Source organism: Chitinophaga sp. (assembly GCF_036566945.1).
In the GTDB taxonomy this organism is placed as follows: domain Bacteria; phylum Bacteroidota; class Bacteroidia; order Chitinophagales; family Chitinophagaceae; genus Chitinophaga.
Genome location: NZ_DATCVJ010000167.1, coordinates 1 through 20,554 on the forward strand (window position 1 = coordinate 1; position 20,554 = coordinate 20,554).

The 20,554-nt window shown below is 47.0% G+C and carries 3 protein-coding genes; all 3 read left to right on the top strand.

The annotated features are described in order from the left end of the window. The first annotated feature begins 49 nt into the window (after window positions 1-49). Complete coding sequence (locus VIP81_RS04795) at window positions 50-15,019, top strand: amino acid adenylation domain-containing protein (RefSeq protein WP_331957340.1); 14,970 nt, start codon at window positions 50-52, stop codon at window positions 15,017-15,019. 13 nt (window positions 15,020-15,032) lie between these two features. Next, a complete protein-coding gene (locus tag VIP81_RS04800) occupies window positions 15,033-16,037 on the top strand; it encodes a TauD/TfdA family dioxygenase (protein ID WP_331957341.1) in 1,005 nt (334 codons plus the stop codon). Window positions 16,038-16,095: 58 nt separating this feature from the next. Then, window positions 16,096-20,554, top strand: a 4,459-nt coding sequence (locus VIP81_RS04805) for an amino acid adenylation domain-containing protein (RefSeq protein WP_331957342.1), incomplete at its 3' end; no start/stop codon positions are given.

Genomic DNA, 20,554 nt, shown 5'->3' on the forward strand with positions numbered 1-20,554 from the left:
ACCTTACATAGTAGCTTATTTCACTGCTGCACAGGAAGTCGATACAGATATGCTGCGGGAATATCTTTCCCGTTCCCTGCCTTATTACATGATTCCGGCTTACCTGGTACAACTGCCTGCCATTCCGCTTACCCCGAATAAGAAAGTAGACAGAAGTCAGCTGCCCGATCCAAAGGCTGAAAAAACCAGCCATGTGGCACCTGTAAGCCAGGAAGAGAAAGTGCTGGCACGCATCTGGGCAAACGTATTAAATATGCCGCAGGTAGGTGTGACGGACAATTTCTTCTCATTGGGCGGCGACTCTATTAAATCCATCCAGATCAGCGCAAGGGCCAGAAATGAGGGCTATGATCTGGCTATCAAAGATATTTTCAACCACCTTACGATACGTGCACTGGCGCCGAAATTAAAGGCGCTTGTTGCCATGTCAGATCAACAAATGATAGAAGGAAAAGCCGGGCTGACACCTGTTCAGCAATGGTTTTTCCAGAGTGGCATCGTCAACAGGCATCATTTTAACCAGTCCGTTACTATACAGTTTAATGAGCGCGTCGATGAGGGAAGGATGCTTGCTATTTTCCAGCGTTTGCTGGAACACCATGACGCCCTGCGAATGATATTCAAAGAGGAAGACGGCAGGATGATAATGACAAACACAGCGCACAACAGTACGTTGTCGCTGGTGGAATATCACACCGCACAAAGCAGCATTGATCTGGCAAACGGGCCATTGGTAAAGCTGGCCCTGACGCATGAAGCAAATACAAGCAGTCTGCTCATTGTAGTACATCACCTGGTAATAGATGGTATTTCATGGAGAATATTGTTCGAAGACTTTAACACGCTGTTTAACAACCTGCAAGCCGAACTGCCGCTTAAAACAGATGCTTTTCTTTCCTGGCCTGATCATCTGTCTGATTACATGCATGACAGACATTACCTGCAGGCAAGGACATTCTGGGCAGGGCAACAGCAGGAAGTAGCGCGGATACCACGCGACTATGCCGGTGGCAGTAATAAAATGAAGGAAAGAATAGTGGCCGGTTTTTCGTTAGATAAAACTGCCACATCGCAACTTTTATCCGCCGTTCACAAACCATTTAATACACAGGTCAATGATACCTTACTGGCAGCATTGTACCTGGCTATTCACAGGCTTTATGGCATTCATCAGGTGAGCATTGACCTGGAAGGTCATGGAAGGGAAGACCTGATACCCGGTGTGAACATTGGGCGTACTATAGGCTGGTTCTCTTCTATCTATCCTGTTAGATTGGATATGCAGTCTCCTGGCCTGAAGGAGGCCATTGTGCAGACAAAAGAAAGCCTGAGAAAGATTCCCAATAAGGGGTTTGATTATTTGCTGTACCGTTACTTTGACGAAAATGGTATTACTGCCGGTAATAGCCAGCTGTTTTTCAATTACCTCGGACAATTTGATGCAGATACCAATAACGGGCATTACACGATTGCAGATGACAATACCGGCCAGGTGGTTTCACCGGATGAAACCTGGAACTACGACTGGGATTTTCTCGGTAAAGTAGTGGATGGCCAACTGCAGTTCCAGGTATCTTATAGCGGGGCGCAATATAGAGAAGAAACCATGAACCGCCTGATGCATACATTCAGGGATTGCCTCCTGGAATGCATTCAATTCTGTATGCAGTATCAAGGTGTTGAAAAGACCCCTGCTGATTTTACACATACCACATTATCTGTTGCACAGGTAAGAAAGCTGCAGGAAGTGTATGCATTTGATGATATCTATACACTCTCGCCGCTGCAGGAAGGGTTGCTGTTTCATGCGTTGAATGATGGCGATTCAGACCAGTACTTTTTGCAGATCTCCTATCTGACCCGTGGCATGCTGGACATGTCGCTGGTGAGAAAAACACTCAACGATATTGTGAAACAGTATGATGTACTGCGCACGGCATTTCTGTGGGAAGGCTTTGAACAGCCGATGCAACTGGTATTGAAAGACAGGGCGATTGAAGTGGCCTTTACAGATATCAGCGGGGAGCATAACCGGGAATCAGCAGCAGCGCTGGTGGAAGCGATGAAACGTCAGGACAGGCAGGCGAGGTTTGATGTAACCAGCGATCCTTTATTGCGCCTGAAAATAATGCAGTGTGGCGAAGGGGAATATTATTTTATCTGGAGCTACCATCACCTGCTGATGGATGGCTGGTGTATCGGTATCATTCTGCAGGATTTCAACAGGATTTATCATGAATATGCTGAATCCGGCAAAAGTACGGTGTTGTCCCTCAGACCATATGCCGATTATATTCAGTGGGTGGAGGCAAGGGATAAAACGTTGTCCGAAAACTACTGGAAAGATTATCTGAGCGGTTATGAAACAGTGGTAAAGTTGCCCCAGCTGCCACAGCAGGGAAGTACTTTGCCCTATGCACTGGCTACCTCCACACTTACCCTGGATGAGGCACAGACCGAACAACTGCAGGCATGCGCAGCGGGTTATGGCGTAACGATCAATACCCTTATCCAGTTCGTATGGGGCACTCTGCTGGCGAAATACAATAACTGCCGCGATGTCGTATTTGGTATTGTGGTAGCAGGTCGTCCATCAGAACTACCCGGTGTGGAAAACATGGTGGGCTTGTTTATCAATACTGTTCCGATCAGAATTACATTTGACCGTCAGCAACCCATAGGGCAGATTTTAAAAGCAATGCAGGATGCCGCTATTGAAAGCAATCCGCATCATTATCATCCGCTGACAGCTATACAAAACGGGAGCAACCCTGGCAGAGACCTGCTGAATCATATACTCGTATTTGACAACTATCCCATACAACAGGAAGTGGAGAAAGGAGTTTTCAATATCGAACAGGTAAGCGTTTTTGAACAAACCAATTATGATCTGGCCGTTGTGGTAGTACCGGGAGAACAGCTGCATTTCAAACTCGATTATAACGCACATGTGTATAGTCAGGAAATAATGCAGCAGGTAACAGGGCACCTGCAACAGCTGATGTCGCAAATAGTGTCACTGGGTGATGTACCGGTTTCGGCTATCGATATGCTGACAGACAAGGAAAGACAACAGTTACTGGAAACATTCAATACAACAGCGCAGCACCTGGATGGAAATGTACCTGCTGCATTCCGGCGCCAGGTATTACAGTCACCTGATAGTCCTGCTTTGCGGCATGGTGTGCATACCACGAGCTATAAAGAGCTGGATATACTTTCAGGAAAAATGGCTGACTACCTGGTAAAGGAGGCTGGTATCGCAAAAGGTGAGATCGTGGCGGTGCGGCTGGATAGAGTGCCAAACCTGCTGCCGGTGATACTGGGTATTCTGAGAGCAGGTGCGGTGTATCTGCCAATAGATGCCAGCCTGCCAGCAGAAAGAGTCAATCATATTCTGGCCGACGCCGGCGCAAAATTGCTGATAGCAGCAGAAATTGAGCTGGCGGGCAGGCAGGACGTATATGAAGCCACAGCACCGGTTAACGCTAATGATCCCGCTTATGTAATTTATACATCCGGCTCCACCGGCAAACCGAAAGGTGTTGAAGTATCACATGGCGCGCTATGGAATTATATCAGCTGGGCAGCAGCATACTACCTGGAAAATGAAAAGGGCTCATTCCCGCTCTTTACTTCCATTTCATTTGACCTCACACTGACATCTATCTTCGTGCCGCTGGTGAGCGGCGGTGAAGTAGTACTGTACAGCGCCGCTGTGGAAAACGTGATTAATGATATCATTGAAGATAACTGCACAGACACCATCAAGCTCACGCCCACGCACCTCCGGCTGCTGGCGCAAAATGATGCGCTATATGCAGCACACAGCAAAGTGAAACGATTCATTGTCGGTGGTGAACTGCTTGAATCCTCGCTGGCAGCAGAAATTCACAGAAGATCAAATGGCAGGATTGCGATATACAATGAATATGGGCCAACGGAAGCTACTGTTGGTTGTATGATTTATCAATATGACCCGGCTGATAAGACTTTTTCTGTACCAATTGGAAAACCAATACAGAACACCGGTATTTATTTACTGGACAATGATTTGAATCCTATACCGGTAGGTGGCATTGGTGAATTGCACATAGCCGGTAGTGGCCTTGCATTGGGATATAGGAATAATCCGGCGCTGACACAGGAAAAATTCCCTGTTGCCTTGCTGGCAGGTAGTGTACGCAGAATGTATAAAACCGGTGACCTGGCCAGATGGATTGACAACGGAAATATTGAATACCTCGGTCGTTTGGATGACCAGGTGAAAATAAGAGGTTTCAGAATTGAGTTGGGTGAAATAACAAATCGCCTGAACCAGTTTGAAGGTGTACGTGATAACGTGGTGCTGGCATATGGTGAAGGCGCCGGTAAATACCTGGTGGCGTATTATGCCGCATCGGCGGATGTACAACCCGCTGCATTGCAGGAATACCTGGCTGTTTATCTGCCATCCTATATGGTGCCTGCCTATTTTATGCGGCTTGATCAGCTGCCTGTCACCGGAAATGGAAAGCTGGACAAAAGAGCGCTGCCTGTTGTAACACCGGCAGCCAGTCTGCAGCCTTATGTACCTGCCGGTACCGTCGAAGAGCGCTTGTTGCAGAACGTTTGGGCAGCAGTGCTGGGGGTGCAGCCAGGCATGGAAGACCATTTCTTCGAACTGGGTGGCGACTCTATTAAATCTATACAGGTGAGTTCCCGTGTACGCAGTCTGGGATATGAATTATCTGTGCGCACTATTATGAGTAATCCAACGATTGCAGCACTGGCGCGTGAACTCAGGCCATTGGAAAGACGTGCAGATCAGGCAGCAGTGATAGGAGAAGTACCGTTGACGCCTATACAACATTGGTTCCTGGATGAAGCCTCCGGCAATTATCATCACTATAATCAATCTGTTGCTATCCGCCTTCACGGCACAATGGATCTCCATACACTACAAAATATTTTACGGCAGTTGCAGGTGCATCATGATGCATTGCGTACTGTTTTTACCATCGAAAATGGCGTGTTCGTTCAAAAGGTATGCGACATCAACATGCCTGTATTTGCCGATGAAGCAGATCTGACCAGCCATGCAACGCCGGAGCTGGCGTTTGCTGCCATGAGTGATGTATTTCAGGCAGGCATTGACCTGGAAAAGGGTCCATTGATGCATGCACGATTATACCGGATGCCGTCAGAAATCCGTGTACTGATAGTGGTACATCACCTGGTGATTGACGGCGTGTCATGGCGTATACTGCTGGAAGATTTTCAGACATTATACCACCATAAAGAGCTGCCTTTAAAAACAGATGCATACCAGCTTTGGTCCCAGCAGTTGCTGGACTATAAAGGTACGCCGGCCTTCAAAAAAGCGGCTATCTATTGGGCAGGTGAATCACAAAAAGCATTTGACCTCATTAGTCCCGATCATGCAGATGGCAAAAATACCTATGGTACATCAGGCGAATTGTCCTTCGGGCTGAATGCACGCCAGACCAGGAAATTAATGGCCTCCGCACACTACGCTTTCAATACACAGATCAATGATTTATTACTGCTGGCTTTATTGCTGGGACTGAAGGATACCTTTGCCCTTTCGCAAATAAAAATAGATATAGAAGGACATGGCCGCGGATTGCTGGATGAAACAGTAAACACTGGCCGTACTATTGGGTGGTTTACCAGTTTGTATCCACAGGTATTTGATGGCAACAGCGATGACCTGTATGTGATGATACGCCGTGTAAAAGAACAGCTGCGGGCTATTCCCAATCAGGGTAATGATTACCTGCTCTGCGGGCAAACATCTGATGCGCAGATTGTATTCAACTACCTGGGGCAGTTCGACGCAGATACACAGCATCATGTGTTTGATTTTGTGTCTGAAGGTAAAGGCGCAGAAGTAGCTGCAAAGAATAATTGCAGACACGAATTTGAAGTAGCAGGCCTGGTGTTGAACCATGAACTGCAGATGACGCTGAAGTATAGCAAAGCACGTTTTGACCAGCATACGGTGGAAACACTGATGCAACGGTATAAGCATTATTTGTCAGCGATTATTGACTATTGCTGCGAAAGGCAGGTCATTGTGCTGAGTCCTTCAGATGTCAGCCACCCTCATCTTTCCGAGACAGAACTTGATCTGCTGCAGGCGCAGTTTGAACTACAGGATGTCTATACACTTTCGCCCATGCAGGAGGGTATGTTGTTTCATGCACTGCATGATCCCGCATCCAGCCAATATTTTGAGCAGGTAGTATGCCGCGTAAAGGGCGCACTGGATATTGACCAGGTAGCGCGTGCCATGAATGCTATTGTAGCCAGACATGCCATGCTCCGTACTGTTTTCGTATACGATGGATTAGCGAAACCCCTGCAGGTAGTGCTGAAGGAACGCAATTTTGATTTTAAATACATTCATCTCAGCAAAGACTTTCCTGATATGTTGGTGTCGGAAGCCAGCAATATCTGCCGGCTGCAGGACCGTGCCAGGAAGTTTAATCTGGCGCATGATCCACTGATGCGCCTGACCGTCATGGAGCTGGAAGAAGATAACTATGAGTTCATCTGGAGCTATCATCATATCCTCATGGATGGCTGGTGCATGGGCCTCATTGTCGATGAATTTACAGCGCTGTATAATGGTTATATGGAGCATAAGCCGGTACAACTACCAGCTGCTGAACCATATGCAAGATATATCAGCTGGCTGGCTGGCAAAGACAAAACTGCTGCCGAAGGGTATTGGAGTAAATACCTGGATGGCTATGAAAATATAGCCGTAGTGCCACATGATGCAGGGATAGTGCCGGCAGAAAACTTAATAAGCAGTATCAGTCATTTTACGGTAGATAAACAACAGACTGCCGCCTTACATAAAGTGTCAAGAAAGACAGGTAGTACACTCAGTACTATTATTCAGACGCTGTGGGGTATTCTGATGGCGAAGTATAATGATACAGATGATGTGGTATTTGGTGCAGTGGTATCAGGCCGTTCGCCAGAGGTAAAGGGTATTGAGAAAATGATTGGATTATTTATCAATACGCTGCCGGTACGTGTGCAATATGGCCCAACTGATACCATTACCGGCCTGTTGAAAAAGATGCAGCAGGATATGCTGAAGAACCAGGAATATGAATACCTGCCATTGTCTGAAATAGCTAACCTGAGTCAACTGGGCAGGAACCTGATCAATCATATTCTTGTCTTTGAAAATTTCCCCATACAACAACACGAACAACGGGAACAGCAGCATTTCACAATAGGTGAAATATCCATGTATGACCAGACCAATTATGATTTCTGCGTCAACGTGATGCCGGGAGAGGAGTTGCGGTTCCAGATAGCATATGATGCGGGTAAATACGATGAACGATTTGTGAATCAGCTGGTGGGCCACTTCCTGAAAATTATACAGGTGGCTGCTACAGATGAGGAACAGGTGATTGCAGATATCAATGTGCTGTCTGCAGCAGAACAGCATCAGTTGCTGCACGATTTTAATAACACGGATAAAGATTATCCCTTACACCATACTTTCATAGATCTCTTTGAAGCGCAGGTAGAAAAAACACCGGATGCAATTGCGGTAGCGGATGATAGCGAAGCAATCAGTTATCTGACCCTGCATGAGCGGAGTAATCAGTTAGCACATGCGCTGCTGTCGGGTGGACTTAAAGAAGAGATGCCGGTAGTGGTATTGTGCGAGCGTTCTGTTAACATGCTGGCGGGTCTGATAGGCATTCTGAAGGCGGGTGGCGCATATACACCGCTGTCGCCGGAGTTCCCGCTGTCCCGCATCATAGAAGTTTGCAAAGATGCGCAGCCAGGTATTTTAATCACCGCAGCCGCGGTGATGACGGAAGAATTAGGGAGTGCCCTGAATGAGGCGCTGCCGGATCTTCACATACTATACCTGGACAGCCAGGAGTGGATGGACATGCCAGCACATCATATATCCGCAGAGGTGCGGCCATCCAATCTGGCCTACATTCTTTATACCTCCGGTTCAACCGGCGCCTCCAAAGGGGTGATGATTGAACACCGGAGTATGCTCAACCACCTTTTCATCAAGGTGGAAGATATGCAGTTGAATGCCAGGAGTATTGTGGCACAAAATGCTTCACAAACCTTTGATATATCCATATGGCAGTTTTTATCTGCCCTTATTGTAGGTGGCAAAACGCGGATTTATGCAAAAGATACCATACTGAGACCGGAGCAATTCCTAGAGGCTATCAGCCATGACCGGGTGACCCTCCTGCAGGTGGTGCCTTCGTACCTGTCTGTGATGCTGATCAGCCTGGAAGAGGAGGAAAGCAGGCATGATTTGTCACAACTGACATTTATGATTGCTACGGGTGAAATTCTGCATAAATCATTAGTAAAAAGATGGCTGAAGCTTTACCCTGATATTCCTGTTGTGAATGCATATGGGCCTACAGAAGCCGCAGATGATATTACGCACTGCATCCTGTACGAAGTGCCTGCCAGCGCAACTATCGCCATCGGTAAAGCATGCAGTAATCTGAAGGTATACATTGCGAATAAGGCATTGAATGGACTTTGCCCGATAGGTGTAAGAGGTGAGATCGTTGTTTCCGGAGCAGGCATAGGTCGGGGGTATATTAATAAACCAGATAAAACTGCGGCTGCGTTCATAGAAGATCCGTTTGCAGCAACGCCGGGTGTGCGCATGTACCGGACTGGAGATATCGGTAGATGGTTGCCCGATGGCAGTATTGAATTCCTGGGCAGAAGAGATGACCAGGTGAAGATAAGAGGCTTCCGTATTGAGTTAAGAGAAATATCCCATCACATCAAATCGCATCCACTTATTCGCGATAGCGAAGTACTTTGTCTCGAAGACGCGGGTGAAAAATATATTGCGGCCTACTATGTGGCTGATACTACGATTGACCAGGCCGAACTGCGTAGTTACCTGCTGGGTTGCGTACCGGAATACATGGTACCCGGTCATTATTACCAGCTGGAACAAATGCCCGTCAATACGAATGGAAAGATTGACAAAAAAGTTTTGAAGGCCATGGCGATGCAGACAGCTGCCACAGACATGGCTGATGCAGTGGGTACGCCACATGAAGAACTGTTGAGAGAAGTATGGTCCCAGGTACTGGGTGTGAAACGGCCGAGAATACGCGATAATTTCTTCCTCCTGGGTGGCGATTCCATCAAATCCATCCAGATCAGCTCCAGAGTGCGCGGGCTGGGTTACCATCTGTCTGTGAGGTCTATTATGACGGCGCCCACTATCGCAGATCTGGCACGTTTACTCCGTCCACTGGTGAAAACCATTGACCAGTCTGAAATCAGCGGACCGGTACTGCTGACGCCTGTTCAGCGCTGGTTCCTGCTGCGGGAGTCTGACTATCGCCATCATTATAACCAATCTGTATTCCTTGAGTTTGACGAAGTACTGGACATTGCACTGCTGCGAAACATCTTCAGCAGATTGCTGGCGCATCATGATGCCTTGCGCATAGTGTTCAGCGGCGACATGACACAGGAAATACAAGGCAGCGATGCAGCGGTATGGGTGGAAGAAATAACAACCACTGATTGGCTGAAAGCGAACCAGTCGCTGCAGGCTTCTATTGACCTGGCAAAAGGACCTTTGCTGAAAGCAGCATTGTATCAGCAGGAACATAAAAGCCGGTTGATAATTGTTGCACATCACCTCGTGATAGATGGTGTATCGTGGAGAATTCTGTTCGATGACTTTGAGACACTGTACAGACAGTTACGCAAGGGAGAAGAGCCTGTGCTGCCATTGAAAACAAATTCCTTCCAGACCTGGGCATATAGCCTTGAAAAATATCGTGAAAGCGCCACGTTTAAACTGGCAGGGCAGCACTGGCTGCAGGACAAGTATCAGCGCATATATAATATTCCCAAAGACAATCCTGCCGGCGCCAATAATTATGGACTGACAGCAGAGGCCAGCTTCCGGTTAACCAGGGCAGCTACACAACAATTACTCACCACTGCCAATCGCTCCTTTAATACGCAGGTGAATGATCTACTCCTGGCATCCCTGAGTATTGCCATGGCGGACTGTTTCGGACTGCCCGCCGTGAAGATTGAAATGGAAAGTCATGGGCGCAATCATCCGGTAGGGGAAATTGATATTAACCGCACCATTGGCTGGTTTACCGCTATTTATCCCTTACTGCTATCGCAGCCGGATGAAAACGGAACGTTGGCAAACCATATCAAAGCCGTCAAAGAAAATATCCGGGCAGTTCCTAACGAAGGATTTGACTACCTGTTTTACCAGCAAGCGGCAGGTATTGCTCCGGCGCAGATCAGTTTTAACTACCTGGGGCAGTTTGACGAAGACCTGCAGGAAAAGAGCTTCCGTATCATAAAAGGACAAAGCGGTGATGAAATTGATAGTCGTGCGCAACGTGAATATGAACTGGTGTTTTCAGGTATCATACTGGACGGCAGGTTAGAGATGAGACTGATGTACAGCAGTGAGCAGTTCCTGGCAGCAACGCCTGAAAAATTGATGAAGCGCTATGAAGAAAGACTGGCCGACGTTATCAGTTATTGTGCGGATTATGCAGGAAATGAACTGACACCGTCAGATCTGAGTTATAAAGGACTGAGTATTACACAGCTCGACCGTATTCAGCAGGAGATGGAGGTAGAAGATATCTACCGCTTGTCGCCCATGCAGGAAGGGATGTTGTTCCATGTGGCTTATGATGCGGCATCTGGTCAGTATTTTGAACAGATCACCGCGCGTGTTACAGGCAACATTGAATTGAATGCTGTAAAAGCTGCCATGTATGAATTGATGTTGAGGCATGAAATATTGCGCACTACCTTTTTATATGAAGGACTTGAACGTCCGCTGCAATGTGTGTTAAAATCCCGTGAGCTGCCGGTAATATTCAAAGATGTACGGCAGGAGGATACCGCTGTAGCAGCATATTGTGAAGCAGATCGTCTGAAAGGTTTTGATCTGGCCGCGGGTCCGTTGATGCGACTGGCCATTCTGCAGACAGGTGATTTCGAATATCAGTTTATCTGGAGCTATCACCATATCCTGATGGACGGCTGGTGTATGGGCGTAATCGTTAACGAATTCAAAGCCATTTATGCGGGAAAAGTGCAGGAGCTGCCACTGCTGCAACCCTATTCCAGGTATATCAGCTGGATGGAAGCACAGGATAAGGCCCCTGCTGCAACATACTGGAAAGATTACCTGGCAGGATATGAACAGCTGGCGACTTTACCGCATACCGGTAATAAGTTAAAAGGATATGCACTTGCTAAAGAGCAATGTGTGCTGGACAAAGAACAAACCGCGCAACTAACGCTGGTGGCCGGTCAGCATGGTGTTACGGTCAATACAGTCATGCAGGCTGCATGGGCGATGGTGTTAAGCAAATACAATCATACTGCCGATGTCGTATTCGGATCAGTTGTATCCGGCCGCCCTGCGGAAATTGAAGGCATTGAAACGATGATAGGGTTGTTTATTAATACCCTACCTGTCAGAATTGCCTATGAGCAGCATACCACCGTAGCGCAACTCCTGCAACAGGTACAGCAGGCGGCGCTGGATAGTGAACCGCATCAATATCATGCACTTTCTGATATTCAGGCGCTGAGTATACCCGGCAATCACCTGTTTGATCACCTGATGATTTTTGAAAACTTCCCGCTGAGTGAACAGATTACCACCAATGAAAATACTTATCTGCAATTTGAAGATATCAGGGGCAGGGTAGAAACCAACTATGATCTGAATGTGAAGATTGTGCCTTTTGAAGAAATGGAGATCATTTTTGAATTCAATGCGCAGGTGTATGCGCCTGCATTTATTGCCGGCGTGCTGCAACAATTCAGGAATGTGCTGCACAGCATCACGGAGCATCCCGATGTTTTGGTACAGCAGGTGTCTGTTTATAGCAAAACCACCTTACAAACATTAACAGATACCTACACAGCAGATCTTACGCAGGAGAATATAGTACCGGTGCAGCAACTCCTTAGCCGTAGCATTCATCGTCATGCAGATAAAACCGCTATTGAGTATGCAGGTCAAACATTTTCTTACAAACAATTTGGACAGGATGTAGATAAATGCGTGAACGCCTTATTGCAACAGGGCGCCAACACCGGTTCCAGGATTGGTGTGCTCTGTGACAACCGTTATTGGTGCATCGTATCTATGGTGGCCGTAATGAAAGCAAGGATGGTATTTGTAGCACTGGATACTGCCATACCGGCAAACAGGCTGTTGTCTATTCTTGACCAAACCTCCTGCCGTATTGTACTGCAATCAACCGGTACATCACCGGCTCCTGCAGAGAATATCACATGGGTGCAGGTGGATGAGCTGCCAACGGCGGAGCATATGATCACTTTTAAGTATGATGTGGAAGATGATATCTATGTATATTTTACTTCCGGTTCTACCGGTGTACCAAAAGGTGTTGTCGGAAAAAATAAAGGGTTGTCACATTTCCTTGCATGGGAACTGGCAGCGTTTGAGCTTACCGCCCAACATCGCTTCGGACAATTTACAAACCCCGGCTTCGATGTGTTCCTGCGCGATACACTTGTACCTCTATGCAGTGGCGCCACGATCTGTATTCCCGACAAGGAACTATTATATACTGCAGAAGAACTCACGTCATGGTTGAGCAGAAACCGCATTTCATTCATGCACTGTGTCCCCAGTCTCTTCCGCATTTTCAATACGCCTGCACTGACCAGGGATACTTTCCCTGCCTTGCAATATATTTTACTGGCAGGGGAGAAGATAATGCCTGTTGAATTGAAAAACTGGTATGACAAACTGGGTGATTCGGTACAATTGGTTAATATTTACGGCCCAACCGAAACCACGCTGGCCAAGAGTTTTTATCGTATCCAGCCAGCTGACCAGGAACGTACTTTTATTCCACTACAACCCATACCCGGTACACAGTTTATTATACTGGACCAACAATTACAGCTTTCTCCGGCCGGTGCTGTGGGTGAGATCTTTATCAGAACGCCGTACAGGTCTAGTGGTTATCTGGGCATGGCAGCAGAAAATCAAAAGGCTTTTATTCCGAATCCATTAGGTACTGATGTAACAGACCTGTTATACCGTACCGGCGATATGGGGCGTATTCATGACAATGGAACATTGGAAATTCTGAACAGAAAAGATCATCAGGTAAAGATTCGCGGTGTGCGGGTGGAGCTGGATGATATCAGGCATAACCTGCTGGACTATATCGGTATTAAAGAAGCGGTAGTGATACTGAAGGAAGATGAAGAACATAATCAGTTCCTGGCAGCGTATTTCACCGCAGATACAGAGAAGGATCTCAGGGATATCAAATCCTATCTTGCCACACAACTGCCACCTTATATGCAGCCGGCACATCTGCTGCAACTGACAGCTTTCCCTTTAACTTCAAATGGTAAGCTGGATCGCACTGCGCTGCCTGATCCGGAGAATACGTCACCTACGCTGCAACCTGTCACCGATACAGAAAGAAAGCTGCTGGAAATATGGGCAGATATCCTTCATATTGCACCTGAAAGTATCAGGGAACATCAGCGTTTCATGGAGCTGGGCGGCCATTCCATCAAGGCATTTTACCTGCTAATGCGTATTAAAAATGAATTCGCTGTTTCGCTGCAGTTGAAGGAATTGTTTGTCTATAATGAACTCCGGCCAATGGCTGCCTTCATTGCTGCCCGTGATAAAACCAGCATTACACCTATTCCAAAAGCACCTGTCCGGGCGCAATATGCATTGTCACGCGCACAGGAGCGTATCTTCTATCAACACCTGTTGCACGAAGAAAATGCAGCCTACAATATTTCCGTTCCCGTGCAGATTCATGGCCCTGTAAATCTGCCTCGTATCCGCGATACGTTCAACCAGTTAATTGACCGGCATGGCAGTTTGAGAACAGGTTTCAGATATGATGAAGAAGGCATTGTGCAGGTGATATATGACCATGTTTCGCTGGAACTGGAAATGATAGATGCCACCAGCCCGCAGGATGCTTTCACTGCTTTCATTCAGCCGAAAGACCTTTTCGGAGAGTCGCTGATTAAAGTGGGTATTTATCAGGGTGCAGCCGGTGATAATTATATGTTTATCGATCTGCATCACATCATTGCCGATGGCTTCTCGCTGAATATACTGGTGCAGGACTTTATTGCAATATACCATCAGCTATCACCGGACCCGGTGCAGGCTACCTATGTGGACTATGTACACTGGCTGCAGGCGCCACATGCGCAGCTGGCAGAACAAAGCAGGTACTGGCTCAATAAATTATCAGGTCAGTTACCGGTATTAAATATGCCAGTGTCAGGAAATACTGCCGGCGGGCAGGGGTCCGGCAAACAGACTTTGCCTGTTGACGCGGTGCTGACAAGGCAGCTCAGAGACCTGGCTGCAGAACAGGATGTGAGTGACTATATGCTGCTGCTGTCCATTTTCTACATCCTGATGTCAAGGGTAGCTGGTTCATCAGACATCATTATCGGAACAGATGTACTGGGAAGAACACATCCTGACCTGATGAAAGTGGTCGGCACATTTGTAAATATGTTGCCACTCCGGATGACGGTCAACGAAGAGGATGCCTTTACATCCATGCTGCAGACCGTCAAAACGGTGGTGCTGGAAGCGTTTGATCATCAGGATTTACAGTATGATCAGATGCTGGCACAATTGAGCGATGAGCAGGATAAGCAGGCAGTGGTACGCGTACATTTCACTTTTGCCAACCTGGTAGATCAGTATCCTGATGAGCAGGGTTTTGAAATAGTAGCCTTAAAGACCAGAAAACAAGAACGCGTAGAATTCGAACTGATGCTGGAAGTAAGACAGAAAGATGATCAGCTGACCATCGACTTTGTTTATGATCAGTCGAAGTACGACGATGAGACCATCTCACTCCTCAAAGATTATTATAAAAATATCATGTTCTCCGTCCTGGAGAATCATACACAAACCATCAGAAGTATCAAATAAAAAAAATATCAGTATGCAAAACAAAGAATTACTTTCTGTGGCTGGAAGTATAGCGGCTGCAGATATTGCGGAGGTTAGTATTCAGTTGCCGGCAGAACCGGGTGAATCGCCGGTGGTAATCACGTCTATCCGTTGTGATGACAGCCTTGCCTGGTTTGAAAAAAATTCGGAGGCTGTAAATGAGCTGCTGTTAAAATACGGCGCTGTTCTCCTCCGTGGATTTAACATTGGCAGCGCACCGGGATTTGATGTCCATTTCAGGGCACTCGCCGGCGAACCATTGGATTATAAAAACAGAACCTCCCCGAGAAATGAGGTAACCAGCAAAATATATACCTCTACTACCCATCCCAGTGATCAGGTGATACATATGCACACCGAGAATTCTTACTCGACTATATACAATCGTATTATCGCCTTCTTCTGCCTGATACCACCCGCAGTGGGCGGTGAAACACCCATTGCAGATGAACGGAAACTGTTGAGATTTTTAAGTGAGGAAACCAGGGAAAAGTTCAGGCAGAAAGGAGTGAAATACCTGCGCAATACCTTACCCGGCGTTGGACTGGACTGGCGTACCGTGTACCAGACAAATGATGTGGAGGTGGTGAATAAGCGATTGACGGAAGATGGCATCAGTTTCAAATGGGTGGATAAAGATCATCTGCGCCTGGAAACCATACTGCCGGCCTTTCAGCTGCATCCCATCCTGAAAGAAGAAATGTGGTTTAACCATATGTACTTTGGTCATAAATCATTGTTTGATCCGGTTGTACTGGAATATTTTGGAGAGGAGAACCTACCGTTTGTTACCTGTTTTGGCGATGGTACGCCGATTGATGACGCTACCATACAGGAATTCAAGGATTTCTATGCACAGCATTCCATCGTGTTTAAATGGGAAAAAGACGATTTTCTGTTGTTGGATAACATGATGTTTTCCCATGGCAGAAATCCTTTTGAAGGAGAACGAAAGATATTAACAGCCATGTCGCAGCCACATCAATTTGTTCGCTAGGCGCCCTGCCGGAACATACCTGCCCCACGACTTACCCTAAATTTAAGACCCTTTAGAAATGACACTACAATCAGAATTGTTACATAAACTCAGCGTTTATCAGCACCTTGTTGCTATTGAAGAAGCCGGAAACCGGACAAGCTATCATCAATTGTTGTCACGTTCGGAAAAAATAGCCGCGTGCCTGTTAGAGAAGAAACTGTCCCCCGGCGCGGTCGTTGGCATTGCGCTGGACAACATTACAGACACCATTACTGCGGTAATTGGTGTGTTGCTGGCGCGCTGCACGTTCGTGCTTATTGACAACAGGTTGCCCGAAAGCCGTTTGACCGGAATGATAGGCGACCTGGAACCAGCCGGTATCATAGCCGACAGGCAAATCGACAATGGACCGCTGGCAGCAGTGCCCCGGTTCCTGTTGGCCGACCTGGAGCTGGCAGACAATACCTTGCTGGCATACCCGGACTTCAGCGAAAATGATAGCGCCTATATTTATTTTACATCTGGTTCTACCGGAAAACCAAAAGGGATCATCGGCAGGAATGATAGCCTGATCCAGTTTTTGAACTGGGAAATCAGCGCATTTGATATGGGGCCGGGTATGCGGTTCAGCCAGTTGATCAGCCCTTATTTTGACGCCTTTATGCGGGATGTTTTCGTACCATTATTATCTGGTGGTACCGTATGTATTCCCCCGAAAGAAGAAGATTTCTTTACGTTCGGCAAGTTGAGTGCCTGGCTGGAAACTAACCAGGTCAATGTGGTCCATTGCGTACCCAGTGTGTTCAGAATACTGAATAATGCACTGCTGACTGCTCCGCAATTGCCGGAACTCAAATATGTGCTGATGTCAGGCGAGAAAATTATTCCTTCCGATTTGAAGGGATGGTACGCCACCTTTGGCAACAGGATACAGCTGGTAAATTTGTATGGTCCTACAGAGACAACGATGATTCGCTGCATGTACAGGATCCAGCCGGAGGATGCTGAAAAAACAAGAATGCCCATCGGGGATCCGATTGATGATACGATTATCCTGATCGCCGATAGCCATATGCAGCCGTGTAAACCACTGATAGCGGGCGACCTGTATATCATAACGCCATATGCTACCAAAGGTTATCTGAAAGATGAAGCATTAACTGCACAAAAGTTTATTACACTGGATGGGAAGATGGCCTTTAAAACAGGAGATAAGGCACGTCGTTTATTTGACGGTACTATTGAACTGCTGGGGAGAGAAGACAGACAGATCAAACTTAGCGGTATCAGGATAGAACTGGAAGAGATAGAACTGGTACTGGCAGCATCACCTGTTATCAGAAATGCGGTGGTGGTTCCGGATGCAAAAGAAGAAACATTATCTGCCTATGTTATTTTGCAGGATGCCGGTACGGATTGGGAGGCGAACACAGATGCTGCCGTAAGAGCGCAACTGCCAGCCTATATGGTACCTGCCAGATATATCGATGTAGCAGAATTCCCCCTGCTGGCCAATGGCAAAATCGACTACAAAGCCCTCGTTGAATACAGAAAAGAAAAGCTAGTCGTACCCGCATCGAATGATATGGAAGTGAAAATCCTGGATATCTGGAAGTCCATTCTGGGCGAGAAAGAAATATCAGTAGATGAAAGCTTTCAAAAAGCCGGCGGTAATTCACTGGGCATCATGCGCCTGATCGCAAAGATATTTTCAACGTTCAATGTCCGCGTTATGCTGAGCGAATTGTTCAGCAATATTACTATACAACAACAGGCAGTATTAGTAACGCAAAAAATTATTGCCCTGCATTTATCAGCCCTCACCAATGGGCCAGCCGCACCTGTACAGGATCAGGGGCCTATCAGAAAGGCAGGAAAGAAGGCACTGTATAAAACCTCCTCCATTCAGAAAGGCCTGTTCTTTCAGCATCAGCTGAACCAGACATCTGCCAGTTATAATTTCCCTTCTGTGATGGTATTGCCCGATCAAGTAGACAAGAACAAGATCAGGTTAACCCTGCACAAACTGATAGACCGTCATGCTGGTTTAAGGACCTCGTTTGAACTCATAGATGGTGAGTTATTCCAGCGGGTGGCAGATAAAGTGGATTTTGACCTCCAGGAAGTGGAGATAGCCGAAGCACAGGTAGAAAGTACCATCGTTGGTTTTATACAGCCATTTGACCTGGCAAAGGCGCCCTTATTAAGAGTACTGTTGATAGCAGTCAGCAATGGCCGTAACCTGGTGGTGGTAGATATGCCGCATATCATCAGTGACCAGATTACCCGTGACATTATGGTGCGCGATTTCAAATTACTGTTTGAGGATAAAGCATTACCTGAACTGCCCCTGAGCTATGTCGATTTTGCTGAATGGCAGCAAAGTGAAGAGAATAACACAGCTGTAGAAAGTGACCGCAATTTCTGGCTGGAGCAATTTGCCGGCGAAATTCCGGTGCTTGAAATGCCACTGGATTATCCAAGACCGGCGGTATTCAATTTTGAGGGTAACACCATTACGTTCGATATAGATCAGGAACTGAACACAAAGCTGGACCAGCTCGCAGAAAAGGAAGGTACCACCAAATACATCCTGTATCTCGCAGTGTACAACCTGCTGCTGCATAAGTTGACCAACCAGGAAGATATCGTCATTGGTACTTCCAGTGCCGGCAGAAAATACCCGGTGTTAGACCAGGTAGCAGGTGTGTTCATCAATATACTGGGATTGCGAAACCAGGTGAAAGGCGACCTTAAGTTCAGGGACTTTTTACAGGAAGTAAAGCGTAATACACATCTGGCACTGGACCACCAGGATTATCCTTTCAATGATCTGATCAATGCACTGAACCTGGAACGCGACCAGAGCCGCAATGCACTGTTCGATGTGATGTTGGAGTATCACGCCGACTCATTTGAAGAAGAGCAATCTGCACTGGATGTAATGCCCTATAAAGGAAAACATATGAAGGATACAAAATTTGATTTGTCTCTTCATATTCACGAAGGAAAAAGGGAAAGATATTTCTCATTTACCTATTGTACCGCATTATTTAGTGAGGCCACTGTAAAACGCTTTATTGAATATTTCAGCCTGTTGATCGCAAGTGTGGTGAATGATCCGAACCAGCCGCTTTCCCGCGTCCGTATGATACCGGATGCAGAAGTGAAGCTGCTGACAAAAACATTTAATAATACGGAAGTTGCCTATGAAAGAGACCAGACGATCGTCAGTCTGTTCGAAGCACAGGTACTGAAATCAGCGCAATATCCTGCACTTTGTTTCAAGGGACAAACACTTACTTATCACGAATTAAACTGTCGGGTGAATCAGCTTGCTGCATATCTGACAGCGCAGGGAGCTACTACCGGCAGTGTGGTGGGATTGATGCTGGAACGATCGCATGAAATGGTAATCGGGATACTGGCCATACTCAAAACCGGCGCAGCCTACCTGCCGCTGGACCCCTGGCTGCCTGAAAAGCGTATTGGGGTGATGATGGAACAGAGTCATATGATGCTGCTGTTGTCTGAAGGAGAGTATGTAGCCCGTTATGCAGCTTATGTCCCGGCAAAGGATATCCGCGATGAGGCGCTTTATCAGGGCAGTGATGCCAACCCTGGCTGCATGATGTGGTCTAAAGACCTGGCCTATACCATATTTACATCTGGTTCTACTGGTGTGCCCAAAGGTGTGATGATGAGCCACAGGGGTGTGGTGAACCTGGTAAAAGGACTGCAGGAAAGAGTCTACAACAGGTTTGCAGATGAACGTCTGCGCGTTGGTTTGCTGGCATCCTATTCATTCGATGCTTCCGTGCAGCAGATTTTCCCGGCATTATTAGGCGGGCACTGTTTGTATATCTGCGGCGAGGAAGATCGTAAAGATGGTGCAAAAATGCTGGCGTTTTACAATGAACAACAGATAGATATTTCTGATGGTACCCCTACACATTTACGTTTACTGGCAGATGCGCTGGAATCCGCGCAGCTTACAGGTTTGCGCAGTTGGATTTTGGCAGGTGAACTGTTACCAAAGTCATTGGTGAAAGCCTTTTATGCGAAAGTAAACCATGTAAGATTATATAACTTTTATGGGCCTACTGAAACATGTGTGGATTCAACAGGCTATGAAATCAGTGTGGACTGTCTTGATGATTACCCGACCATTCCGATTGGTCGCCCGCTGGCCAATGAGCGGGTTTATATAACAGATGACTATGGCAACTTAACACCGCTGGGTGTAACAGGAGAGTTGTGCATAGCAGGTGATGGACTGGCACAGCGCTATACGGGAGACTGGGCGCTGACGATAGAAAAGTTTGCCAGCGACTGGGTGGGTGGAGAAACCCGTGTTTATCGCACTGGTGATTTATGCCGCTGGCTGCCGGATGGAAATATTGCCTATCATGGTCGCAAGGATGCACAGATCAAGCTGCGTGGTTACCGGGTAGAGCTGAGTGAGATTGCTCACCGGCTACAGACTTACAAGGGGGTACGAAGTGGCGTTGTGCAGTTGCGGGAGGTGCATGGAG

What these genes read in the sequence shown, in the direction of transcription:
- VIP81_RS04795 (WP_331957340.1), top strand. Translation starts at nt 50, where the DNA reads ATGCTGCGGGAATATCTTTCCCGTTCCCTGCCTTATTACATGATTCCG.
- VIP81_RS04800 (WP_331957341.1), top strand. Translation starts at nt 15,033, where the DNA reads ATGCAAAACAAAGAATTACTTTCTGTGGCTGGAAGTATAGCGGCTGCA.